The sequence below is a fragment of the Micromonospora sp. NPDC048842 genome, from assembly GCF_040649935.1.
Lineage (GTDB): Bacteria > Actinomycetota > Actinomycetes > Mycobacteriales > Micromonosporaceae > Micromonospora > Micromonospora hortensis.
On the sequence record NZ_JBEZGK010000007.1, the window covers coordinates 125,528 to 147,853 of the forward strand.

21 protein-coding genes are annotated in these 22,326 nt (G+C 71.4%); 14 read left to right on the forward strand and 7 right to left on the reverse strand.

Annotation, left to right across the window (positions count from 1 at the left end; translation table 11 throughout):
* Positions 1 to 69 precede the first annotated feature (69 nt).
* The 3 genes from lysS to AB0C19_RS12395 all read left to right on the forward strand — a co-directional run bounded on the left by lysS (position 70) and on the right by AB0C19_RS12395 (position 5,116).
* Positions 70 to 1,578, forward strand: coding sequence for a lysine--tRNA ligase (gene lysS / locus AB0C19_RS12385; RefSeq protein WP_357183462.1), 1,509 nt, complete (start codon positions 70 to 72; stop codon positions 1,576 to 1,578).
* 112 nt (positions 1,579 to 1,690) lie between these two features.
* Positions 1,691 to 2,035: an Lsr2 family protein gene (locus tag AB0C19_RS12390; RefSeq protein ID WP_036392792.1), complete on the forward strand. Its 345-nt coding sequence runs from the start codon at positions 1,691 to 1,693 to the stop codon at positions 2,033 to 2,035.
* Positions 2,036 to 2,572: 537 nt separating this feature from the next.
* Positions 2,573 to 5,116 (forward strand): ATP-dependent Clp protease ATP-binding subunit, encoded by a 2,544-nt coding sequence (locus tag AB0C19_RS12395; RefSeq protein ID WP_238687015.1) that lies wholly within the window; start codon positions 2,573 to 2,575, stop codon positions 5,114 to 5,116.
* A gap of 648 nt (positions 5,117 to 5,764) precedes the next feature.
* On the opposite strand, the gene AB0C19_RS12400 is transcribed toward AB0C19_RS12395, so the two are convergent.
* Positions 5,765 to 6,676, reverse strand: a complete 912-nt coding sequence (locus AB0C19_RS12400) for an A/G-specific adenine glycosylase (protein WP_357183465.1) — start codon at positions 6,674 to 6,676, stop codon at positions 5,765 to 5,767.
* A 96-nt stretch (positions 6,677 to 6,772) separates the two neighbouring features.
* On the opposite strand from AB0C19_RS12400, the gene AB0C19_RS12405 reads away from it, so the two are divergent.
* From AB0C19_RS12405 to AB0C19_RS12415, 3 genes are all read left to right on the forward strand, one after another.
* Positions 6,773 to 7,285: an ACT domain-containing protein gene (locus AB0C19_RS12405; protein WP_357183467.1), complete on the forward strand. Its 513-nt coding sequence runs from the start codon at positions 6,773 to 6,775 to the stop codon at positions 7,283 to 7,285.
* A complete protein-coding gene (locus tag AB0C19_RS12410; RefSeq protein ID WP_357183470.1) occupies positions 7,282 to 7,854 on the forward strand; it encodes a peptide deformylase in 573 nt (190 codons plus the stop codon). Before AB0C19_RS12405 ends, AB0C19_RS12410 begins: the two co-directional genes overlap by 4 nt.
* Positions 7,855 to 7,960: 106 nt before the next feature.
* Entirely contained in the window at positions 7,961 to 8,677 is a 717-nt protein-coding gene (locus AB0C19_RS12415) for a hypothetical protein (protein ID WP_357183473.1), read from the forward strand.
* Positions 8,678 to 8,683: 6 nt separating this feature from the next.
* Here the strand turns inward: AB0C19_RS12415 and disA are convergent, their stop codons facing one another.
* From disA to AB0C19_RS12435, 4 genes are all read right to left on the reverse strand, one after another.
* The gene (gene disA / locus AB0C19_RS12420) at positions 8,684 to 9,868 is read right to left on the reverse strand and encodes a DNA integrity scanning diadenylate cyclase DisA (RefSeq protein WP_357183476.1); all 1,185 of its coding nucleotides are present in this window, start codon (positions 9,866 to 9,868) and stop codon (positions 8,684 to 8,686) included.
* 131 nt (positions 9,869 to 9,999) lie between these two features.
* Positions 10,000 to 11,457 (reverse strand): DNA repair protein RadA, encoded by a 1,458-nt coding sequence (gene radA, locus AB0C19_RS12425; RefSeq protein ID WP_357183479.1) that lies wholly within the window; start codon positions 11,455 to 11,457, stop codon positions 10,000 to 10,002.
* A gap of 85 nt (positions 11,458 to 11,542) precedes the next feature.
* Positions 11,543 to 12,292, reverse strand: coding sequence for a hypothetical protein (locus AB0C19_RS12430; RefSeq protein WP_357183482.1), 750 nt, complete (start codon positions 12,290 to 12,292; stop codon positions 11,543 to 11,545).
* Positions 12,293 to 12,432: 140 nt separating this feature from the next.
* Positions 12,433 to 13,272, reverse strand: coding sequence for a UbiA family prenyltransferase (locus tag AB0C19_RS12435; protein WP_357183485.1), 840 nt, complete (start codon positions 13,270 to 13,272; stop codon positions 12,433 to 12,435).
* A 46-nt stretch (positions 13,273 to 13,318) separates the two neighbouring features.
* Here AB0C19_RS12435 and AB0C19_RS12440 point away from each other — a divergent pair, with 46 nt between their 5' ends.
* The 4 genes from AB0C19_RS12440 to AB0C19_RS12455 all read left to right on the forward strand — a co-directional run bounded on the left by AB0C19_RS12440 (position 13,319) and on the right by AB0C19_RS12455 (position 17,118).
* The gene (locus tag AB0C19_RS12440; RefSeq protein WP_357183488.1) at positions 13,319 to 14,092 is read left to right on the forward strand and encodes a methyltransferase domain-containing protein; all 774 of its coding nucleotides are present in this window, start codon (positions 13,319 to 13,321) and stop codon (positions 14,090 to 14,092) included.
* A gap of 40 nt (positions 14,093 to 14,132) precedes the next feature.
* Positions 14,133 to 15,299, forward strand: coding sequence for an acyl-CoA dehydrogenase family protein (locus tag AB0C19_RS12445; protein WP_330439196.1), 1,167 nt, complete (start codon positions 14,133 to 14,135; stop codon positions 15,297 to 15,299).
* A gap of 94 nt (positions 15,300 to 15,393) precedes the next feature.
* Complete coding sequence (locus AB0C19_RS12450; protein WP_357183491.1) at positions 15,394 to 16,443, forward strand: type III polyketide synthase; 1,050 nt, start codon at positions 15,394 to 15,396, stop codon at positions 16,441 to 16,443.
* A gap of 24 nt (positions 16,444 to 16,467) precedes the next feature.
* The gene (locus tag AB0C19_RS12455; protein ID WP_357183494.1) at positions 16,468 to 17,118 is read left to right on the forward strand and encodes a hypothetical protein; all 651 of its coding nucleotides are present in this window, start codon (positions 16,468 to 16,470) and stop codon (positions 17,116 to 17,118) included.
* A 10-nt stretch (positions 17,119 to 17,128) separates the two neighbouring features.
* Here the strand turns inward: AB0C19_RS12455 and AB0C19_RS12460 are convergent, their stop codons facing one another.
* The gene (locus tag AB0C19_RS12460; RefSeq protein ID WP_357183497.1) at positions 17,129 to 17,818 is read right to left on the reverse strand and encodes a hypothetical protein; all 690 of its coding nucleotides are present in this window, start codon (positions 17,816 to 17,818) and stop codon (positions 17,129 to 17,131) included.
* Positions 17,819 to 18,146: 328 nt separating this feature from the next.
* Between AB0C19_RS12460 and AB0C19_RS12465 the strand changes: the two genes are divergently transcribed.
* From AB0C19_RS12465 to AB0C19_RS12480, 4 genes are read left to right on the forward strand one after another with little or no spacing between them, the layout of a single operon-like run.
* Positions 18,147 to 18,632: a CarD family transcriptional regulator gene (locus tag AB0C19_RS12465; protein ID WP_007073334.1), complete on the forward strand. Its 486-nt coding sequence runs from the start codon at positions 18,147 to 18,149 to the stop codon at positions 18,630 to 18,632.
* A 56-nt stretch (positions 18,633 to 18,688) separates the two neighbouring features.
* Positions 18,689 to 19,384: a 2-C-methyl-D-erythritol 4-phosphate cytidylyltransferase gene (ispD, locus tag AB0C19_RS12470; RefSeq protein WP_357183500.1), complete on the forward strand. Its 696-nt coding sequence runs from the start codon at positions 18,689 to 18,691 to the stop codon at positions 19,382 to 19,384.
* Between the two features lie 13 nt (positions 19,385 to 19,397).
* Positions 19,398 to 19,883: a 2-C-methyl-D-erythritol 2,4-cyclodiphosphate synthase gene (ispF, locus tag AB0C19_RS12475; RefSeq protein WP_357183907.1), complete on the forward strand. Its 486-nt coding sequence runs from the start codon at positions 19,398 to 19,400 to the stop codon at positions 19,881 to 19,883.
* Positions 19,884 to 19,893: 10 nt separating this feature from the next.
* Positions 19,894 to 20,922, forward strand: a complete 1,029-nt coding sequence (locus AB0C19_RS12480) for a tetratricopeptide repeat protein (RefSeq protein ID WP_357183503.1) — start codon at positions 19,894 to 19,896, stop codon at positions 20,920 to 20,922.
* A 158-nt stretch (positions 20,923 to 21,080) separates the two neighbouring features.
* On the opposite strand, the gene AB0C19_RS12485 is transcribed toward AB0C19_RS12480, so the two are convergent.
* On the reverse strand, positions 21,081 to 22,247 hold the full coding sequence (locus tag AB0C19_RS12485; protein ID WP_357183506.1) for a cupin domain-containing protein: 1,167 nt from the start codon (positions 22,245 to 22,247) through the stop codon (positions 21,081 to 21,083).
* Between the last annotated feature and the right edge of the window lie 79 nt (positions 22,248 to 22,326).

The following is a 22,326-nucleotide window of genomic DNA, read 5'->3' on the forward strand; positions in this document are numbered from 1 at the left end:
AACGGCCTCCGGACCGCTTGAGTACGCTCGGGCCTGACCCCCCGTATCTCCGTGACGAGGAAGCGTGCCGTGACCGAGCAGAACCCCGTGCCAGTGGACCCCGCCGACGACCTTCCCGAGCAGATGAAGGTCCGCCGGGAGAAGCGGGACCGGATGCTCGCCGAGGGCGTCGAGCCCTACCCGGTCGGCTTCCCCCGCACCACCACCCTGGCGCAGGTCCGGGCGAACTACGCCGACCTGCCCACCGACACCGCCACCGGCGACCAGGTCGCGGTCACCGGCCGGGTGATCTTCGTACGCAACACGGGCAAGCTCTGCTTCGCGACCCTCCGCGACGGCGACGGCACCGAGTTGCAGGCGATGCTCTCCCTGGACCGGGTCGGGCCGGAGCGGCTGGAGGCGTGGAAGCGCCTCGTCGACCTCGGCGACCACGTCGGCGTTACCGGCGAGGTGATCACCAGCCGTCGGGGTGAACTGTCGGTGCTGGCCCAGCAGTGGGAGATGACCGCCAAGGCGCTGCGACCGTTGCCAGTGGCTCACAAGCCCCTCTCCGAGGAGGCGCGCGTCCGGCAGCGTTACGTCGACCTGATCGTCCGGCCGCAGGCGCGGGAGATGGTGCGCACCCGGGCCGCAGCGGTACGCAGTCTGCGCGATTCGTTGCACGGGCAGGGCTTCATCGAGGTGGAAACGCCGATGTTGCAACTGCTGCATGGCGGCGCGGCGGCCAGACCGTTCGTGACCCACAGCAATGCGTTGAACACCGATCTGTATCTGCGAATCGCTCCGGAACTGTTTCTCAAGCGCGCTGTGGTCGGCGGCGTCGACCGCGTCTTCGAGATCAACCGTAACTTCCGTAATGAGGGTGTCGACTCTTCGCACTCGCCGGAGTTCGCGATGCTGGAGACGTACCAGGCGTACGGCGACTACGACACGATCGGCGAGCTGACCCGCAATCTCGTGCAACAGGCCGCGATCGCGGTCAGCGGCTCGACGGTGGTGACCCATGCCGACGGGCGCGAGTTCGACCTGGGTGGCGAGTGGCGGTCCGTGACGTTGTTCGGTGTGCTTTCCGAAGCGCTGGGCGAGGAGGTCACGGTCCGTACCGAACGGTCCCGTCTGGTGGAGTACGCGGACAAGGTGGGATTGGCCGTGGACCCGAAGTGGGGCCCGGGCAAGCTGGCCGAGGAACTGTTCGAGGAACTGGTCGTCCCCGGCCTGGAGGCGCCCACCTTCGTGCGGGACTACCCGGAGGAGACCAGCCCGCTGACCCGGGCGCACCGCAGCGAGCCGGGGCTGGCCGAGAAGTGGGACCTGTACGTGCTCGGCTTCGAGCTGGGCACCGGGTACTCCGAGCTGGTCGACCCGATCGTGCAGCGCGAGCGACTGGTCGCCCAGGCCCAGTTGGCCGCCCGTGGCGACGACGAGGCGATGCGGCTCGACGAGGACTTTCTTCGGGCGATGGAGTATGGAATGCCGCCGTCCGGCGGTATGGGAATGGGAATCGACCGGCTCTTGATGGCCCTGACCGGCCTCGGAATTCGGGAAACGATCCTCTTCCCGTTGGTCCGCCAGGAGTAGTCCCGGCCCGGTGTACGCCGAGCCGTAACCGGATCCTATTGACGCGACGAGCGGCGCGCGGGTTATTGTGCTCTCGTTAGCAGGAGCACCCTGCTCGAAAGGAATGTGGGACGTGGCCAAGCAGATCATTCACAAGCTGGTCGATGACCTGGACGGCGGGGACGCGGACGAGACCGTCAAGTTCGCCCTCGACGGCGTTCAGTACGAGATCGACCTGTCGAGCGCCAACGCCGCGAAATTGCGCGATGCATTTGCGTCGTACGTGGGCGCCGGCACCAAGGTCGGCCGGGGCGGTGTCGTGATCGGTGGGCGGGCTGCCCGCGGTCGGGGTGGCGCGACTGCCGATCGGGAACAGAACAAGGCGATCCGGGAGTGGGCCAAGAAGGCCGGCAAGGACATCTCGGACCGGGGTCGTATCCCGCAGGAGATCGTGGACGAGTTCCACGCGAAGCGCTGATCCGTCAGCACATTGGTGGCCAGCCGCCACCGCAGGCGACACCGACGCCGGGCCGGAGGAGTTCTCCGGGCCGGCGTCGCCGTATCCGGGCGAGGTCGTCGTGCCCGTTCGGGGTGGTGTCTCGTGCCCGTTCGGGGCCGGGAAGCATTCCGGGCCCACCGACGTTGTCCACAACCAGTGGAACAGCTATCCACAGCCTGTGGAAAACGTCCCCCAGGGGCCCGGCGCGGCACTCGTCGCGACCGCCGGTCCGCCCTCCAGGGCCTCCCGGAGCGCTTCCGGACCCCGGATCGGGCTTCCGTCGAGCCAGTCGGATTTCGCTCTGCGCGTAGCGACCGGGCTACCGGAACACCTCCTGAGCGCGGACGGTTGTTCAAAACGACGTGCAACCGACCCAGAGCAGAGACACACGACCTCAGCTGAGTCGGTCAGCGACGATAGAGTAAGGAGGCACGGACGCCCGTCCTGGACGTTCGTGCACCGGCCCCGCCAAGATCTTGACCATCAAGGCGCACGGCACGTGAGGAGCACGAGGGCATGTTCGAGCGGTTCACCGACCGAGCGCGACGGGTTGTCGTCCTGGCCCAAGAAGAGGCCCGGATGCTCAACCACAACTACATCGGTACGGAACACATCCTGCTGGGCCTGATCCACGAAGGTGAAGGCGTCGCGGCAAAGGCCCTGGAGAGCCTCGGCATCTCCCTGGAGGGCGTCCGCCAGCAGGTCGAGGAGATCATCGGCCAGGGCCAGCAGGCGCCGAGCGGGCACATCCCGTTCACGCCGCGGGCCAAGAAGGTGCTGGAGCTGTCGCTGCGCGAGGCGCTGCAGCTCGGCCACAACTACATCGGCACTGAGCACATCCTGCTCGGGCTGATCCGTGAGGGCGAGGGCGTCGCCGCCCAGGTGCTGGTCAAGCTCGGCGCCGACCTCAACCGGGTCCGCCAGCAGGTGATCCAGCTGCTTTCCGGCTACCAGGGCAAGGAGCCTGCCGCGGCGGGCGCCGCGCCGGGTGAGGCCGCGCCGTCGACCAGCCTGGTGCTGGACCAGTTCGGCCGCAACCTGACTCAGGCCGCCCGCGAGGGCAAGCTCGACCCGGTCATCGGGCGCGAGAAGGAAATCGAGCGGGTCATGCAGGTGCTCTCCCGCCGTACCAAGAACAACCCGGTCCTGATCGGTGAGCCCGGCGTCGGCAAGACCGCCGTGGTGGAGGGCCTGTCCCAGAAGATCATCAAGGGCGAGGTGCCCGAGACCCTCAAGGACAAGCAGCTCTACACGCTCGACCTGGGCGCGCTCGTCGCCGGTTCCCGCTACCGCGGTGACTTCGAGGAGCGCCTCAAGAAGGTGCTCAAGGAGATCCGCACCCGCGGCGACATTATCCTGTTCATCGACGAGATCCACACCCTGGTGGGTGCGGGTGCCGCCGAGGGCGCGATCGACGCCGCGAGCATCCTCAAGCCGATGTTGGCCCGTGGTGAGCTGCAGACCATCGGTGCCACCACGCTCGACGAGTACCGCAAGCACCTGGAGAAGGACGCCGCTCTCGAGCGCCGCTTCCAGCCGATCCAGGTGGGTGAGCCGTCGCTGGCCCACACCATCGAGATCCTCAAGGGCCTGCGGGACCGCTACGAGGCCCACCACCGCGTCTCGATCACGGATGCCGCTCTCGTGGCTGCCGCGACCCTGGCCGACCGGTACATCTCCGACCGCTTCCTCCCGGACAAGGCGATCGACCTGATCGACGAGGCCGGTGCCCGGATGCGGATCCGTCGGATGACCGCGCCGCCAGACCTGCGTGACTTCGACGAGCGCATCGCCCAGGTGCGTCGCGACAAGGAGTCCGCGATCGACGCGCAGGACTTCGAGCGCGCCGCCCAGTTGCGCGACAAGGAGAAGCAGCTCCTCGGGCAGAAGGCTCAGCGGGAGAAGGAGTGGAAGGCCGGTGACCTGGACGTCGTCAGCGAGGTTGACGACGAGCAGATCGCCGAGGTGCTCGGCAACTGGACTGGCATCCCGGTCTACAAGCTGACCGAGGAGGAGACCTCGCGCCTGCTGCGCATGGAGGACGAGCTGCACAAGCGCGTCATCGGCCAGGAGGACGCGGTCAAGGCGGTCTCGAAGGCGATCCGGCGTACCCGGGCCGGCCTGAAGGACCCGAAGCGCCCGTCGGGCTCGTTCATCTTCGCCGGCCCGTCCGGTGTCGGTAAGACCGAGCTGTCCAAGGCGCTCGCCGAGTTCCTCTTCGGCAGCGAGGACTCCCTCATCCAGCTGGACATGTCCGAGTTCCACGACCGTTACACGGTCTCCCGGCTCGTGGGTGCCCCTCCCGGCTACGTCGGCTACGACGAGGGCGGGCAGCTGACCGAGAAGGTGCGGCGTCGGCCGTTCTCGGTGGTCCTCTTCGACGAGATCGAGAAGGCCCACCCGGACGTGTTCAACACGCTCCTGCAGATCCTCGAAGACGGTCGGCTCACCGACGGTCAGGGTCGGATCGTGGACTTCAAGAACACGGTCATCATCCTGACCACCAACCTGGGCACCCGTGACGTCGCCAAGGCGGTGTCGCTGGGCTTCCAGCAGTCGGAGGACTCCGAGTCCAACTACGACCGGATGAAGCAGAAGGTCAACGACGAGCTCAAGCAGCACTTCCGGCCTGAGTTCCTCAACCGGATCGACGACACCATCGTCTTCCACCAGCTGCGCCAGACCGAGATCCTCTCGATCGTGGACATCATGATCCAGCGGATCGAGGGCCAGCTGCGGAACAAGGACATGGGTCTGGAGCTGACCGACAACGCCAAGAAGTACCTGGCCGCGAAGGGCTTCGACCCGGTGCTCGGTGCCCGTCCGCTTCGTCGCACGATCCAGCGCGACATCGAGGACAACCTCTCCGAGCGGATCCTGTTCAACGAGCTGACCCCAGGTCAGATCGTCGTGGTGGACTGCGAGGGCGACCCGGACGACATCGACAATTCCAAGCTCGTCTTCCGGGGCTCGGACAAGCCGGTCGAAGTTCCGGACGCCGTCCCGGCCGATCTCGGTGGCACTGCCGCTGGCACTGCCGCTGCGGGCGTGGACGAGTAACACAACCAGCAAGGGGCGGGGCCCCGGTGGCGCAAGCCTCCGGGGCCCCGCCTTTTTGTGCCCCCCTCAGGTCACCCCCGCCGTCCCCACTCGTGCCCTCCCGGCCAGCCTCTGCGTCGCAGCTGCCCGACGCACCCCGGCGTGCCCCGCCCGCACCCCGGCGTGCCCCGCCCGCACCCCGGGGTGCCCCGCCCGCACCCCGCCCGCATGCGGGCGCTCTCACGCTGCCGCGCCCCGCAAGATCTCCACAACATCAGGGAAAGTGCTGCCTCGCGGCGTCCGGAGGCAGCACTTTCCCTGATGTTGTGAGGCGTATCAGTGGGGCAGGGTGGTGAGCTTGCCGGCGGCCTCGCTCTCCGTTGGGCCTCCGCCCGCAAGATCGCGCAACATCGTGGATGTAGTGGCATCCGGCGCGTCCGATGCCGCTACATCAAGGATCGAGCACGATCTTGGTGTGGAAGGCGCCGATTGCCGGCCTCCGGGCATTCGGCGTGCGGCCGGCGGGCGGCGGGCGGCGGCGACGCGGGCGTGCGGAGGGCGTGCAGACGTGCGGCGACGCGGGAGTGCGGCCTGTGAGCTTGCGGAGGGCGTGCGGCGTGCGGGAGTGCGGCCCTCGGGGTCGGCGCGCAGATGCGCTGGGTGGGCGGGTCAGGTGGTGAGGTCCGCGGTTGGCAGGGACGGGCCGTCACCGACCAGGCGGAAGGCGTCGGTGCCGGCGGGTTCGACCAGCCCGTCCTGCACCAGGCCGGCGAGGGCGCGGGCGCGTTGCACGTCGTCGGTCCAGACCTGGTCCAACCGCTGGTGCGGGACCGGCCCGGTGCTGTCCCGGAGCACTCCGAGCAGCAGACCGCGGACCTGTCGGTCGGTGCCCGCGTACCGCTGGGGTCTGCGGGTCGGCCCGGCCGGCGCCTCCTGGCCAGACGCCCGCCAGGCGCAGACCGCCTCGACAGGGCAGGCGGTGCAGCGCGGTGACCGGGCTGTGCAGATCACCGCGCCCAGTTCCATGAACGCGGCGCTGGCCAGTGCCGCTGCGGCCGGTTCGGTCGGGAGCAGTTCTTCGGTGGCGACGAGGTCCGCTGGTCGGGTGACGGGCCCGGCGTCCGGTTCGCCGGCCACCGCCCGGCACACGACTCTGCGTACGTTGGTGTCGACGACCGGGTGCCGCTGTCCGTACGCGAAGGCGGCCACCGCCCGCGCGGTGTACGTGCCGACGCCGGGCAGTGCGAGCAGTTGCTCCAGTCGGTCCGGCACCTGACCGCCGTGCCGGTCCACGATCGCGACAGCGCATTCGCGCAGGCGGACCGCCCGACGGGGGTAGCCGAGGCGTCCCCACATCCGGATGGCCTCGGCTGGCGTGTCCGCCGCCAACGCGGCCGGCTCCGGCCAGCGGGCCAGCCACGCCTGCCAGGCCGGCACCACCCGGACAACTGGTGTCTGCTGGAGCATGACCTCGCTGACCAGGATGGCCCACGGGGTGACGCCGGGCTCGCGCCACGGCAGGTCACGGGCGTGCTGCTGGAACCACCGGCTGACCAGGGAGGCGAAGTCGGGTTGAGTCATGGCGTCGTCGATGATGTCACGCCCGGCGTTCCCGTTGGGTGGGCGGCTCGGGCGGGGCGCCACGTCCTGGTTCGGCGGGCGGGGGAGAATGCGCGGATGAACGAGCTCGCGATCACCGTCATCGGTCGGGACCGGCCGGGCATCGTGGCCGACGTCGCGGAGGTGCTGGCTCGACTGGGGGCGAACCTCACCGACAGCACGATGACGCGGCTGCGGGGGCATTTCGCGATGACCCTCATCTGCACCGGTCCGGCCGCCGTCGAGGTCGAGGCCGCACTGGCGTCGCTGGCGGCCGAGGGCCAGCTGCTGGCGACGGTACGCGCGGTCACCCCGGACGGCGATGTTCCTCCGGTGGGTGAGCCGTACGTGATGGCGGTGCACGGTTCGGACCGGATGGGGATCGTCGCGGCGATGACGCGGGTGCTGGTGGATGCCGGGGGGAATGTCACCGACCTGAGTACCCGGTTGACCGGTGCGCTCTACGTGGTCCTGGCGGAGGTCGAGTTGCCGGCCGGTGTGGCGGACACTGTGCTCGACCGGCTGCACCGGACGGCTGCCGAGCTGGGCGTGGAGGTCACCCTCCGGCCTGCGGATCCGGATCTGTTGTGACCGGCGAGGAGCGCGGGCCGGAGGTCGGCCTGGGGGGCTGGACTCCGGAGTCGCTGGACGTGCCGGGGGAGGTGCGGGCTGTGGTGTCCGCCCCGCATCCGGTGCTGAGTCGGGCCGCGGACGAGGTCGACCCCACGGCAAAGGAGACTGTTCAACTCGCTGCCGACCTGGTAGCCACGATGAAGGTCTCGCCGGGCTGCGTCGGGCTGGCCGCGCCGCAGGTCGGGGTGGGCGCTCGGGTTTTCGCCGTCGATGTGACCGGGCACCCGAAGGCGGTGACGGTGCACGGCACCTTCGTGTTGTGCAACGCGCGTGTGGTCGAGGCCACGCGGTGGAAGCCGGGCCGGGAGGGCTGCATGTCGGTGCCGGATCTGACCGGGGACGTAAAGCGGGCCAGCCGGCTGGTGGTGGAGGGTGACCTGCCGGGCAGCGGCGTGCCGGTGAGGCTGGTGACCGACGGCTTCGAGGCTCGGGCGTTGCAGCACGAGATCGACCATTGTGCGGGGCTACTCTTCCTGGACCGGGTGGCCGGTGCGCACGCGGTCTACCAGCGCAAGGTCTACCTGTGACCGGGTGCCGAACCGTCCTCTTTGGAGGGTGGTGCGGGCGCCTCGGAGTGGCTCCGGCGCGTCGCGCCGCACTGCCGGGTACGGCGCGGCTACGGTGGAGGGCATCATGCGTCTGACGGTCGGCCCCCTGCCACCCGCCGTGTACTGGCGGCGTCGCGCCGTCGTACTCGGAGCGGGGTTCCTGTTCCTGATTGTCCTGCTCTACTCCTGTACCGGTTCGGGTCGTTCCGGCGACAAGGAGCCGAAGGCGGGAGGTTCGCCGTCGGCGACGTCCGCCGCGACGTCAGGTCCCGCTGGCCCGGTGCTGACACCGCAGACCGGCGTTCCGTCGTCGTCCGCGCCCGCTGATTCGGGTGCGACGAGTCCGAGCCCGGCGACCACCAGCAACACACCGCCGCTGGGCGCGGCGGCCGGTTCAGAGGACGACGGCACCTGCACCGACGAGGAGATCAGCGTGATCTCGTCGGCGAGCCAGACCTCGGTGCAGCGGGGCGCGGTGGTCGAGCTGCAACTGCGAATCAAGAACACGTCGGACCGGACGTGCAGTCGCAACGTCGGCGCCGACCTCCAGGAGATCTTCATCAAGTCCGGGGCCGAGAAGGTCTGGTCGTCGGACACCTGCGGCAAGGTCGAGGGCTCGGACGTGCAGTCCTTCACGCCGAACTTCGAGCGCTCCTACCAGGTGCCGTGGAACGGGCGGGACACCAGCCGCTGTAACGGCGCGCTGGCCGCCGGGCCGTTCCCGCCGGTCGGGTCGTACCAGGTGTTCGCCCGGGTCGGCACGAAGCTCAGCGACCCGGCGAAGCTCACCGTCACCGGCTGAGCCGGGTCAGACGTAGCGTTCCAGGATCGATGCCTCGGCGAGCCGGGACAGCCCCTCACGGACGCCGCGGGCCCGGGCGTCGCCGACCCCTTCGACGGCCTGCAGGTCCTCCACTGTCGCGCCGAGCAGACGCTGGAGGCTGCCGAAGTGCAGCACCAGGCGATCGACCACCGCCACCGGCAGCCGGGGCACCTTGGCCAGCAGTCGGAAGCCGCGTGGGCTGACCGCGGCGTCGAGCGCGTCGGACGCGGCTGGGTAGCCGATCGCCTTGGCAACCGACACCAGGTCGATCAGCTCGGTGGCACCGAGCAGGTCCAGCTCGACGAGAGCCTCGTCAAGCGTGCGCGACTTGCGACCGACGGGGAGGTAGTCCCGGATGACCAGCGTGCGGTCGGCGTCCACGCCGGCCATCAGCTCGTCGAGTTGCAGGGCGAGCAGGCGGCCGTCGGTGCCCAGCTCCACCACGTAACCGGCGATCTCGTCGGCGATCCGGCGAACCATCTCCAGCCGCTGCACCACCGCCACCGCGTCCCGCACGGTGACCAGATCCTCGATCTCCAGGGCGGAGAGCGTGCCGGAGACCTCGTCCAGCCGGAGCTTGTAGCGCTCCAGGGTGGCGAGCGCCTGGTTGGCGCGGGAGAGGATGGCCGCCGAGTCGTCGAGCACGTGCCGTTGGCCGTTGACGTAGAGGCTGATGATCCGCATGGACTGGCTGACCGAGATGACCGGATAGCCGGTCTGGCGGGCCACCCGCTCGGCGGTGCGGTGCCGGGTGCCGGACTCTTCAGTCGGGATGGACGGGTCGGGCATCAGGTGCACTGCCGCCCGGACGATCCTGGTGCCGTCGCTGGAGAGCACGACAGCGCCGTCCATCTTGCACAGCTCGCGCACGCGGGTCGCGGAGAACTCCACGTCCAGCGGGAAGCCGCCGGTGCAGAGGCCCTCGACCACTTTGTCGTAGCCGAGCACGATGAGCGCGCCCGTGCGACCCCGCAGGATGCGCTCCAAACCGTCGCGGAGGGCGGTGCCCGGGGCCATCAGGGCGAGGTTGGCGCGTAGCGGATCTCCGGCGCTCCCGGCGGCTCCCGCAGTCACGCTCACGCTGATCGGGCGGGCGGGCGAGCCCACGGCGCCGGTGCGGGCCTGGGGCGGCGCGCCGGCTGGCTTGGTGGTTTCGCGGTCGATCGGCACGGGCACAGTCTACGGACTGCCGTGCGGTGGGTGCTGTCGTGGTTACTGTGATGTGTCACGATGCCGCCCTTTCCTGCGTTTCCCGCTTGCGACGTGCTGTCCGGTTTCGCCGCCCTCGTCGGCACGGTGGGTCACTCGGCGGACGCGCGGGCCGCATGGTGCAGCGCCGAACGGACGTCGGTGACCTCGGTCACCCGCATCTGCTCGGGGCCCGCGCCGGTGCTGGCCGGGCCGCAGCCGGGCGGCACCAGGGCCACTTTGAATCCCAGCCGGGCGGCCTCGGCCAGCCGGCGCGGCACCGCCCCGACCCGGCGCACCTCGCCGGTCAGCCCCACCTCACCGATCGCCACCAGGTGCGGCGCGATCGCCAGGTTGAGCCCGCCGGAGGCGACCGCCAGAGCCACCGCCAGGTCGGCGGCCGGCTCCACCACCCGGATCCCGCCCACTGTGGCGGCGAAGACCTCCCGGTCGTGCAGGGTCAGCCGTTCGGTGCGCCGTTGCAGCACCGCGAGCACCATCGCCAGTCGCGCCGAGTCGAGGCCGGAGACGGTGCGTCGGGGAGAACCCGCCACTGTCGCACCGATCAGCGCCTGCACCTCGGTGACCAGGGCCCGCCGCCCCTCCATGGCCACCGTCACGCAGGTGCCCGGGACCGGTTCCGCGTAGCGGGTCAGGAACAGCCCGGACGGGTCGGCCAGGCTGCTGATGCCGCCCTCGTGCATCTCGAAGCAGCCGACCTCGTCGGCCGCGCCGAACCTGTTCTTCACGCCGCGCACCAGGCGCAGCGACGAGTGCTTGTCGCCCTCGAAGTGCAGCACCACGTCGACCAGGTGCTCCAGCACGCGAGGCCCGGCCACCTGGCCGTCCTTGGTGACGTGCCCGACCAGCACCGTGGCGATGCCCCGCTCCTTGGCGACCGAGACCAGCGCGGCGGTGACCGCGCGGACCTGGGTCACCCCACCGGGCACCCCCTCGGTGCCGGTGGTCGAGATGGTCTGCACCGAGTCGAGCACCAACAGGCCCGGCTTGACCGCGTCGAGGTGACCGAGCACCGAGGCCAGGTCGCTCTCCGCGGCGAGGTAGAGCCGCTCGTGCAGGGTGCCCATCCGCTCGGCGCGCAGGCGCACCTGACTGACCGACTCTTCGCCACTGACCACCAGAGAGGGGCTGCCGGCACCGACCGCCCAATGCTGCGCCACATCGAGAAGGAGGGTCGACTTGCCCACGCCGGGCTCGCCGGCGAGCAACACCACGGCACCGGGGACCAGGCCGCCGCCGAGCACCCGGTCGAGCTCGCTCACACCGGTGGGCACGGCGCGGGCCGGAGCGGCGCTGATGCTGGCGATCGGTCGGGCCGGCTCGGACGGCATCCGGGAGCTGACCACCCGACCGGAGACGGTCGGGCCGGTCACCGTGTGCTCGACCACCGCCCCCCACTCGCCGCACTCCGGGCAGCGCCCCACCCACTTGGGCGGCTGGTGACCGCAGGCGTCGCACTGGTAGGCCGGACGCGGATCGCGGGCGGCGGACCGACCACGGGCGGCACCGGCAGTGCCGCCACGCGGAGGGGTCGATCGGGAGGTGGTCACATCAGGACGCTAGCCCTCGCGTACGACGAAAACACCCCGGCGTGGTGGTCACCACGCCGGGGCGTTCGTCGATGTGCGGATCGGGTCACTCGTGGGTGGTGCCGCCCTCGTTGCCCTCGTAGCCACCTTCGCGCTCGATGATCGGCGACGGAGGGGCCGCCGGGGTGAGCGGCACGGCGACCGGCGCCTGCCCGGTGACAGTGTTGCCGTTGCCGAAGTCGAAGGTCACGACGACGTTCTGGCCGGAGCGCAGCGCCTCGGTCAGGCCGATCAGCCGGAGCTGCGTGGTGGACTCGGAGTTGAACTGGATGTAGCTCAGCGGCGCCAGCTCGATCCGGGCCGGCTGACCCGGGGCGGAGGGGCTCGCCGAACCGGACGCCCGCGCCGACTCCGGGGCGGACGGGGTGGCCGAGGACGATCCGGTCTCGGAGGGCGTCACCGACGGGCTGGCCGAACCGGACGGCGACGGGCTCATGGAGGCGGACTCCGAGGCGGACGGCGACGGGCTCGCCGAGCCGCCGCTGATCACCACCTCACGGGCGCTCTCCGTGGTGATGGTGACAGTCACCGTCTCCTTGGAGTCGTTGTAGATCACGGCGCCGAGCCCCGCGTCCTGCCCGGCCTTGTAGCCCTCGGGGCTCGGGTAGTCCACGAGCAGGCCCCGCACCGAGAAGGAACCGTTGTTGGTCGTGAGGTTGACGCCTTGGACCGACGGCTCCTTCAACGCGGTCTCGGCGATCTGACCGGTGCCGCATCCGGAAGCCAGCAGACTGGCCGCCGCAATCCCGGACAGCAACAGGGCCGCCCGCCGGGATCCCCTGATCGAGCGCGTCACGTCGGTCCTCCTCGTCACAATCCCCACCCGGGCCGTACGCCGGGCACGGTGGCCATACCCGCGCAGACCGCGCTCCAGGGTAGTTGGGACTGATCGAGGCCCGCACGCGGACCCGGCAATGCCACCTGCCCGGGTGGCCTTCAGACCACCCGACCGCTCGCCACCAGCAGAACCACGTCGATCAGGGCCACCAGCATCACCGCCCGGAAGGCCGCCACCGGCCGCCGGCCGGCCCGGATCGCCGAGCGCCCGGCGTACCAGCTCAGTGGCGGCACCACGGCGGCCGTGCCGACGGCCGCCCAGCCGATCGCCGACGGCGGCCCGGGTGGTCCGAGGACCAGTGTCGCGGTCGCCGCGAGGAGGAGACCCGCCGCGGCCAGCCGGCTGCCGGCGGCGCCCAGCCGGTGGGGCAGCCCGCGCACGCCGGTGCGGGCGTCGTCGGCCAGGTCGGGCAGCACGTTGGCGAAGTGCGCGCCGGCGCCCAGGCAGGCCGCCGCCGTCACCAGCCAGACCGGCGGGGCCGGCTGACCGGGCAGCGCCAGCACCACGAAGGCGGGCAGCGCGCCGAACGACACGGCGTAGGGCAGCACCGAGAACGCGGTGGCCTTGAGCGGCCAGTCGTAGAGCAGGGCGGAGACCAGGGCGAGCGTCAGCCAGAACGCTGCCACCGGGTTCGTGGTCAGGGCCAGCAGCGGGCAGGCCACCGCGGCCGCCGCGGCGGCCCAGGCCGTGACGCGCCGACCGACCGCGCCACTGGCGACCGGCTTGTCGGTACGCCCCACAGTGGCGTCCCGCTCGGCGTCCAGCGCGTCGTTGGTCCAGCCGACGGCGAGCTGGCTGGCCAACACGGCGAGCACCACCGAGACGATTCCGGTCGGCCTGTGGCCCACTCCCCAGGCCAGCAGACCGGCCACCGTGGTCACCGCCGCGGCCGGTTCCGGATGGCTCGCTCTGACCAGCCCTAACACCCTCGACGACATAAGGGAAGTCTGGTCGTTACCGAGCAGTCGTGCCACGCTCGGTTCCATGCGAGACGTGGCTGCGGCCGGGGCGCCCACCGGTCCGAGGGTGCTGCCGCGAAACGATCCGCGTCAGTACGACGATCTGGCCGGTGAGTGGTGGCGGCCGGATGGCGCGTTCGCGATGCTGCACTGGCTGGCTGAGGCCCGTGCCGCGCTGGTGCCGCCGGCCACCCGTCCGGACGCGTTGCTTGTCGATCTGGGCTGCGGCGCCGGCCTGCTCGCGCCACACCTGGCCGGCAAGGGCTATCGCCACGTGGGGGTTGATCTGACCCGCTCGGCGCTCGTCCAGGCGGCCGAGCACGGGGTGCTGGTGGTCCAGGGTGATGCCACGGCGGTCCCGCTGCCCGACGGCTGCGCTGACGTGGTCTCGGCGGGTGAGCTGCTGGAGCACGTGCCGGCCTGGCCGCGCGCGGTGGCCGAGGCGTGTCGGCTGCTGCGTCCCGGCGGCGTGCTGGTGCTGGACACCCTGAACGACACGGCGCTGGCCCGGCTGGTCGCGGTACGGATCGCCGAGCGGCTGCCGACAGTGCCCCGTGGCATCCACGACCCACAGTTGTTCGTGGACTCCCGGGCGCTGGTGGCCGAGTGCGCCCGACACGGTGTCGACCTGCGCCTGCGGGGCATCCGTCCGCAGGTCGGCGGCATGCTCGCCTGGCTGCTGCGCCGCGCTCGCGCGAGCCGAACGGCTGGGGCGGTGCCCGCTGGCCGCGCGCCGCGCATCGTGCCGACCCGCTCCACCGCCGTGCTCTATCAGGGCCGGGGGGTCCGCAAAGGATAGTCAGGCCGTGGCGGGGTATGGAACGCCGAGGAGGAACGAGATGACGGTGCACGCGCTTGAGGCAGCACGCCGGTTGGCGCCGCGGTTCGCCGCGCGGGCGGCCGAGCACGACCGGGACGGTTCCTTCCCCGTGGACGACTTCGCCGACCTGCGCGAGGCCGGCCTGTTCGGGCTGATGGTCCCCCGGGCGCTCGGCGGTCTGGGCGCCACCTTCGCCGAGTACGCCGCGGTGGCCACTGAGCTTGCCCGGGGCAACGGCGCGACGGCCCTGGTGTTCAACATGCACGCTTCGGTGACCGGCGCTCTGGGCGCTGTCACCGAGGAGTTGGCCGAGGCGCTGGGCGTACCGGACGAGGCGCTGGCCGCTCGCGACCGGCTGCTCAGCGCGGCGGCTCAAGGTTCCTGGTACGCGGTCGCCATGAGCGAGCGTGGCGCGGGCGCGCGGCTGTCCCAGCTGACCACGGCGTACGAGTCGACCGACGGGGGCTGGCACCTCAAGGGCAGCAAGACCTTCTGCTCCGGCGCCGGGCACGCGGACGGCTACCTGGTGGCGGCGCGCAGCGCGGTCGACCAGTCGGTGGTCTCACAGTTCCTGGTGCCGGCCGGCGACGGGCTGACGGTGGAGCCGACCTGGGACTCGCTCGGCATGCGCGCCACCTCTTCCCACGACCTGCACCTGGACGTCACAGTGCCCGCCGACCGGCTGCTCGGTGGGGTGGAGGGGCTCGCGCTGGTGGTGGCCCAGCTGATGCCGCACTGGTTGGTGGCCAGCTACGCGGCCGTCTACGTGGGGGTCGCCCGTGCGGCGATCGACGCGGCGGCCGAGCACCTCAACGCCCGCAACCTGGCCGGTCTGCCGGCGGTGCGGGCCCGGCTGGGTCGGGCGGACGCGGCGACGGCCGCCGCGCAGTTGGTGGTGGCCGAGGCGGCCCGCCGGGTGGACGAGGCGCCCGGTGACGAGGAGACCAACCGTTGGGTGTGGCGGGCGAAGCTGCTCGCCGGGACCACCGCCGCCGAGGTGGCGGCGTCGGTGCTGGAGGCGGCGGGCACGTCGGCGACCCGCCGTGGACATCCGCTGGAGCGGCTGTACCGCGACGCCCGCTGCGGCTCGCTGCACCCGGCCACGTCGGATGTCTGCGCCGACTGGCTCGGCATCGCCGCCCTAGGCGGCGACCCGGATCGTGACGGGTCGGCACCGCGTTGGTGAGCCCGCCGCACGGGGCTCGCACGGAGGAACGACCGGCCGAGGTGGCTGGTGGGACGGCCAGGGGGAGGACAGCATCTGACGAGAGGTGGGGATCGTGTTCGTACCAGTGATCGCGGGGCTCGGGACAGCGCAGCCGCCGTCCGCTTCGCAGGCCGAGTTGTGGGAGGGCTTCTTCTCCCGGCACTTCTCCGGCACCACCCGGTCGTTGGCCCAGCGAATCTTCGCCAACTCGGGGGTGACCCGTCGGCAGGCCGCTGTCAATCCGCTGCTGGAGGACGTCTCGGACTGGCCGACCGAGCGCCGGATGCGCCGCTACCAGGTGGAGGCGCTGCCGCTGGGCAAGGAGGCGGTGGGTCGGGCGTTGACCGCTGCCGGGCTGAGCGCCGGCGACATCGGGCTGTTCATCGTCTGCTCCTGTACCGGGTACGCCACCCCGGGGCTGGACATCCTGCTCGCCCGGGACCTGGGCATGGCCGCGGACACCCAGCGGATGTTCATCGGCCACATGGGTTGTTACGCGGCGTTGCCGGGGCTCGGCGCGGCGAGTGACTTCGTCACCGCCCGGGGGCGACCGGCACTGCTGCTCTGCGCGGAGTTGACAAGCCTGCACATCCAGCCGTCCAGCGCCCGGGTGGACACCCAGCAGATCGTCTCCCACGCGCTCTTCTCGGACGCCGCCGTCGCCGCCGTGGTCGTGCCGGGTGGCTCGGGGTACGCGGTGCGCGAGGTCACCGCGGTCACCGACACCTCGACCGCCGACCACATGACCTGGGACGTCACCGACGCCGGGTTCCGGATGGGGTTGTCGCCGAAGGTGCCGCAGGTGCTGTCGAGGCACGTCCGGGGGCTGGTCGACGACCTGTTGGCCCGGCACGGCGTGGCCAGCTCCGAGGTGGACGGTTGGGCGGTGCACCCGGGCGGGCCGCGGATCCTCAACGTGGTCGAGCGGGAGCTGGAGTTGCCCCCGCTGGGGTTGGCGGCGTCCCGGGCGACGCTGGACGAGCACGGCAACTGCTCGTCGCCGACGGTCCTGCTGATCCTGGACCGGTTGGGTCGGGCGACCCCGGCGGCTCGGCGCATCGTCATGCTGGCCTTCGGCCCCGGCCTCACCCTGTACGCCGCTCTGCTGGATCGACAGGACTGAGCCTGCGGCCGGTACGCTCACGTGATGGACGCGACCTCGGACGATCGGCTGCGCTCGGTGGTCCTGTTTGGCGCGGCGGTGGCTGTCCTGGTCGTCGGTGGGTGGTGGTGGCGTGCCGCCGCGCCCGCGTCGACGGCCGGGGCGGCTGTCGACTCGGCGGCGGCGGTGCCGTCGGTCGGGCCGAGCGTCAGCACCCCGATGGAACGTCTCCTCGCTGCTGAGGAGCCCGATGAGCGGGTGACGGTGAGGTTGGACCCGAACACCGGCGAGGTCCTCCGGGTGCGCAAGGGCTCGCACGTGGTGCTCGACCCGGCGACGGGCTCGATCACCGACATCGAGGGCGATCCCGCGGTGCTCTTTCCCGCGGGTGAGCTGCCCTCGTTCCAAATGACGATCTGGCGGGAGGAGCGGGAGCTCGCTCCTGGCCAGGATGTGACCCGGCAGGCCAGCGACGACGGTTCCCGCTACCTGCTCCAGTACCGGTGCACCCGGCCGGGCACGCTGGCGGTGACGAGCGACGAGGCCAAGATCAACGGTCAGCCGCGCATCGACTGCGATGGCACGGTCGCCAATGCCGAGGTGCTGCCCGGTGGCGGGCCGTTCCGGCTGTCGCTGTCGGCCGTCGACCGGCCGATCGACATCCAGGCGCAGCTCGTCGCGTTGCCCCCTCGCTGACAGGGGCCGCTCAGGCGGCCAGGGCGCTCAGGTCGCTCCGGTAGGACTCGATCGTGCCCAGGTCCGGCAGCACCCGGGTCACGATGCCGGCCCGGTCGACCAGCAGGGCGGTCGCGGCGCCGGGGCGGGCCGGCTGGCCCAGGAACGAACGCAGGCCTCCGGCGGGGTCGGCCAGGGCGCGAGCCTGCCGCTCGATGGTGGGCCTGGCCGGTGCCGTCCGCCCGGTGACGGTGACCACGGAGACGCCGGCGGGCGCGGCCGTCAGGGCGTCGGTGACCCGGTCCGGGCAGGGGCAGCCGTCCAACAGAATGATCATGGCGGGTAGCAGGCCGCGCAGTGGTACGGGTGCGTCGTCCGCGTCGACCAGGTCCAGTGCGGGCAGCGCCCGACCGGTGAGGGTCGCCGGCGGCGAGTAGGGGGCCGGGGTCGGCCGGTCGGCGCCGCGGTTGGCGCGGGGCCAGGTGACCGCCAGCAGGCCGCCCAGCGTGGTGAGGACCGCCACCAGCAGGACCACCAGCGGCAGGCCCAGGGCCCGGTAGCCGCCCGGGAGGCCACTGGCCCGGCGCAGTTCATGGCGGACCTGAGCGGCCTCGGCGGCCAGCGCGGAGGCGTCGTCGGGGACCACCACGCGGCCCCATTCGGGCGGTAGGCCGGGCAGGCCGTCGGCTGGCCCGTGACCCTCTGCGTCCGGCTTGCCCATCGGACCTCCTGGAAGCGTCTCGAGAGCTGAGTGCGGCTCGGTCTCCAGGGTCGCGCACCAGGGGCTCCTCCCGCTACATCTGGGCGCGGTCCTGCTGACCGGGCTACCATGGGAGAAGCGCATAGCCCTTGATCTCGACGTTCTGTTCACCCGTACCGGGCAGTCATTCCCGCGTTACGGAGCGTGTTCGAACCATCGGTTTGACCGCCTGTCAAGCTGAAGCAAGACCTCTCACAGGGCCCCTGAGCTGCGCCAACGGTCAGGACATCGGTGAGACATCGGTGCCTGAGCGTGTTACCCTAGACACAGCGAAAGGGGTTTCGAACCTATGGTTTTCAGTGTCGGCGAGACCGTTGTTTACCCCCACCACGGGGCCGCACTCATCGAGGCAATCGAGACTCGGGTCATCAAGGGCGAGCCTAAGCAATACCTCGTCCTGAGGGTCGCGCAGGGTGACCTGACGGTCCGGGTGCCGGCCGAGAACGCCGAGATCGTGGGCGTCCGCGAGGTGGTCGGCGAAGAGGGCCTCGGGAAGGTCTTCGACGTTCTGCGGGCTCCGCACACCGAGGAGCCGACCAACTGGTCGCGGCGTTACAAGGCCAATTTGGAAAAGCTGGCTTCCGGCAACCCGCTGAAGGTCGCCGAGGTCGTGCGTGACCTGTGGCGCCGGGAGCGGGAGCGGGGCCTCTCTGCGGGCGAGAAGCGGATGCTCGCCAAGGCCCGCGACATTCTCGTCGGCGAGGTCGCGCTGGCCGAGAAGAGCACCAAGGATGAGGCGGAGACGCTGCTCGACAAGGTCCTCACCGAGGCCTAGTCCGCACAGCATCGTCGTACCCACTTCGTAGTGAAGAAACCACCGAGGACCGCGACGTGACCGCGCAGCTCAATCCGCGCGGTGACGTCGCGGTCCTCGTGCCTGCGGCGGGTGCCGGCGTACGGCTCGGCCCCGGCCGACCCAAGGCGCTGCGCCTGCTCGCCGGTGAGCCGCTGTTGGTGCACGCAGTGCGTCGACTGGCCGCCGCGCCGTCGGTGCACACCATCGTGGTGGCCGCGCCGACCGCGGAGGTGCAGGCCGTCCGCGAGCTGTTGGCCCCTGTCGCTCCGGTGATCGTGGTGCCCGGCGGCGCGGAACGGCAGGCGTCGGTGGCCGCCGCGCTGGCCGCGGTGCCCGCCGGTCCGACGATCGTCCTGGTGCACGATGCCGCCCGAGCGCTCATCCCACCTGAGCTTGTCGAATCCGTCGCGGCGGCGGTGCGTGGCGGGCGTGACGCGGTGATCCCGGTCCTGCCGGTCGTCGACACGATCAAGGAGGTCGGCGCCGACGAGGTGGTGCTCGGCACCGTCGACCGTTCCGCCCTGCGCGCGGTGCAGACCCCGCAGGGTTTCCGTCGGGCGGTGCTCAGCGCCGCCCATGCCGCCGCCGGTGACTCCCTCACCGACGATGCCGGGCTGGTCGAGAAGCAGGGCGTCGCGGTGAGCTGCGTGCCCGGCTCGGAGTACGCACTCAAAATCACCCGACCGTTCGACCTGGCTCTGGCCGAGCATCTGCTTGCCGCAGCCGGTTGACGCGTACCCTCTGATCATGATCGTTCCCCGGGTGGCCATCGGCACCGACGTGCACGCGTTCGAGCCGGGTCGGCCCTGCTGGGTGGCCGGGCTGTTCTGGCCCGACCAGGACGGCCTCGCCGGGCATTCGGACGCCGACGTGGCAGCGCACGCCGCCTGCAACGCGCTGCTCTCCGCCGCTGGTCTCGGTGATCTCGGTTCCGCCTTCGGGGTGGGCCAGCCGGAGTGGGCCGGCGCGTCCGGGGTGGCTCTGCTGACCGAGACGGCCCGTCGCGTGCGCGCCGCCGGCCTGGAGATCGGCAACGTGTCCGTCCAGGTCATCGGCAACCGCCCCAAGATCGGCCGGCGTCGCGCGGAGGCGCAGGAGGTCCTCTCCGCCGCTGTCGGCGCCCCGGTCACCGTCTCGGCGGCGACCACCGACGGGCTCGGCTTCGCCGGCCGTGAGGAAGGTTTGGCCGGGGTCGCTGTGGCAGTGGTGTACGACGCGCCGGCCGCCTAGGCTCGCCGCGATGACCAGCGACCCCGCCCCCGACCAGTCCGCCGCCGACGGCTACGTCCAGCGGGCCCAACTCCTCGCCGAACTCGGCCGCTACGACGAGGCGGCCGGGGAGTTGGCCTACGGGTTGGCCCTCCAGCCGGATGACGTCGACGCGCTCACCATGCTGGCCCGGGTGCACCTGGCCGCCGACCGCCCGGCCGAGGCGCTCACCGCCGCCGACACGGCAGTGGCCGCCGCACCGGAGGCCCTGCCGCCGCTGGTCGCCAGGGGCATGGCCCTGGCCGACCTGGAGCGCTACAGCGAGTCGGCGGCCACCGCCGACCGGATCCTCGCCCTCGGCCCTGCCGACGCGTACGCCCAGCGGAGCGCGGCGGCGATCCTGGCCGGCGCCCGCAACGGCCAGCCGGCGCTGAACGCGGCCTGGCGCGGTGTCGAGTTGGCCCCGCAGGAGCCGCAGGCGCACCTGGTGCTCAGCCTGGTCGCCGCCCGCCTGGACCTGTTCGACCTGGCCGAGCGGGCCTACCGGGAGGCGCTGCGGCTCGACCCGCGGATCGGCGAGGCCGGCCACGAGGTGGGTGTCATGAGGCTGGAGCAGCGCCGCTGGTCGGAGGCGTTGGAGCACGTCGCCGAGGCGGTGACGGTCAGCCCGAGCCGGCTCGACTCGCCACGAACCCTCGCGTACGGGCTGCACCGCCTGGTGCTCTACGGCGCGGGCTGGTCGCTGGTCGCAGCGGTGCTGGTCGCGTTCGCGGCGTCGGCGAGCGACGGGTTCTCCCGCGTCCTGGCGGTGCTCGCCGCGCTCACCGGCGGGATCATCGTCTGGCAGCTCGCTGCCCGGCTGCCCGGGCTGACCCGGACCGTCCTGCCCGCCCTGCTGCACTCGGACCGGGCGATGGCTCTGGCCATCTACGCAGTGGCCGCCGCGCCGCTACTGCTGCTGGTGTACGCCATGGTCGGCTCCCCGTGGCCCCTGGTGCTGGCCATCGCCGTCACTGCGGTAGCCGAGTTCGCCGTATTCAGGCGTACCGCCATCCGCTAACCCAGCCCCAACCCCGGCCCCACCCCCGGCGTAACCCAAAAGATCACCAGCGTCGCGTAGCTCGACCAGGTCAGGGGTTTCGCCGGAGCCCGACCCGCGTCGGGATCAAGCCTGACCGCCCAGAGCGGGTCGGGCTCCGGCGAAACCCCGAAGGCCGACTACACCGAACGCGCCCACGTCCAGGCGTACCCCTCGTCTTCGCAGGAGCTGGCGGCCTCGCAGAGATCCAGCGGGCGGAAGGTGTCGACCATGACGGCCAGCTCGTCGAAGTAGTCAGCGCCGATGGAACGCTCGGCGGCACCCGGCTGGGGGCCGTGGGTGAAACCGGACGGGTGCAGGGAGATCGAGCCCTGTTCGATGCCGGAGCCGCGCCGCGCCTCGTAGTTGCCCCCGGTGTAGAAGAGCATCTCGTCGGAGTCGACGTTGTGGTGGTTGTACGGCACGGGGATCGACTGCGGGTGGTAGTCGACCTTGCGCGGCACGAACGAGCAGATGACGAAGTTGGGGCCCTGGAAGGTCTGGTGCACCGGCGGGGGCTGGTGGATGCGGCCGGTGATCGGCTCGAAGTCGTGGATGGAGAACGCCCACGGGTAGAGGTGCCCGTCCCAGCCGACCACGTCGAACGGGTGGTGGGCGTAGACGTAGCGGGTCCAGCCGCGCCGGTGCCGGACCAGCACCTCGACCTCCTCGCCGTCGACGAGCAGCGGGGCGTCGGGGCCGCGGACGTCCCGCTCGCAGTACGGCGAGTGCTCCAGGAACTGGCCGCGTACGGAGAGGTAGCGCTTGGGCGGACCGATGTGCCCGGACGCCTCGACGGCGAGCAGTCGGACGGGCTGGTCGCCGGTGGGCACGAGCCGGTGGATGGTCGAGGTGGGGATGACGACGTAGTCGCCGGCGACAGCGTCCAGCACCCCGAACGGGGACTCGACCCGCAGGGTGCCGGACTCGACGTAGAGGCAGTGGTCGCCGGTGGCGTCGCGGAACAGCGGTGAGGGTCGGTCGGCGAGGACGTAGCCGATCCGTACGTCGTCGTTGGCGAGCAGGTACTGCCGGCCGAGGATGGGGTCGGAGCCGCCGGTGCCCAGTTTGTGGGTGCGCAGGTGGCGGGGCTTGAGCGGCAGGTTCGGTGCCCGGGTGAACGCGGGCGGGGTGAACTCGTCGGCGGCCAGGATCGCTGTTGGCGCGTACCGGTGGTAGAGCAGGGACGAGTCGGAGGAGAAGCCTTCCTGGCCCATCAGCTCCTCGGCGTAGAGGCTGCCGTCGGGCTGCCGGAACTGGGTGTGGCGCTTGCGCGGCACCTCGCCGACGCTGCGGTAATACGGCATCTCGCCTCCCGATAGTTCCCGTTCACCGGCCGAAGGCGTCCGATAATCGGACGCTGTTGTCCGTTCCTCGTAGCGTCCC

What these genes read in the sequence shown, in the direction of transcription:
- AB0C19_RS12395 (WP_238687015.1), top strand. Translation starts at nt 2,573, where the DNA reads ATGTTCGAGCGGTTCACCGACCGAGCGCGACGGGTTGTCGTCCTGGCC.
- AB0C19_RS12400 (WP_357183465.1), bottom strand. Translation starts at nt 6,676, where the DNA reads ATGACTCAACCCGACTTCGCCTCCCTGGTCAGCCGGTGGTTCCAGCAG.
- AB0C19_RS12405 (WP_357183467.1), top strand. Translation starts at nt 6,773, where the DNA reads ATGAACGAGCTCGCGATCACCGTCATCGGTCGGGACCGGCCGGGCATC.
- AB0C19_RS12415 (WP_357183473.1), top strand. Translation starts at nt 7,961, where the DNA reads ATGCGTCTGACGGTCGGCCCCCTGCCACCCGCCGTGTACTGGCGGCGT.
- AB0C19_RS12435 (WP_357183485.1), bottom strand. Translation starts at nt 13,272, where the DNA reads ATGTCGTCGAGGGTGTTAGGGCTGGTCAGAGCGAGCCATCCGGAACCG.
- AB0C19_RS12440 (WP_357183488.1), top strand. Translation starts at nt 13,319, where the DNA reads ATGCGAGACGTGGCTGCGGCCGGGGCGCCCACCGGTCCGAGGGTGCTG.
- AB0C19_RS12445 (WP_330439196.1), top strand. Translation starts at nt 14,133, where the DNA reads ATGACGGTGCACGCGCTTGAGGCAGCACGCCGGTTGGCGCCGCGGTTC.
- AB0C19_RS12455 (WP_357183494.1), top strand. Translation starts at nt 16,468, where the DNA reads ATGGACGCGACCTCGGACGATCGGCTGCGCTCGGTGGTCCTGTTTGGC.
- AB0C19_RS12460 (WP_357183497.1), bottom strand. Translation starts at nt 17,818, where the DNA reads ATGGGCAAGCCGGACGCAGAGGGTCACGGGCCAGCCGACGGCCTGCCC.
- AB0C19_RS12465 (WP_007073334.1), top strand. Translation starts at nt 18,147, where the DNA reads ATGGTTTTCAGTGTCGGCGAGACCGTTGTTTACCCCCACCACGGGGCC.
- AB0C19_RS12480 (WP_357183503.1), top strand. Translation starts at nt 19,894, where the DNA reads ATGACCAGCGACCCCGCCCCCGACCAGTCCGCCGCCGACGGCTACGTC.
- AB0C19_RS12485 (WP_357183506.1), bottom strand. Translation starts at nt 22,247, where the DNA reads ATGCCGTATTACCGCAGCGTCGGCGAGGTGCCGCGCAAGCGCCACACC.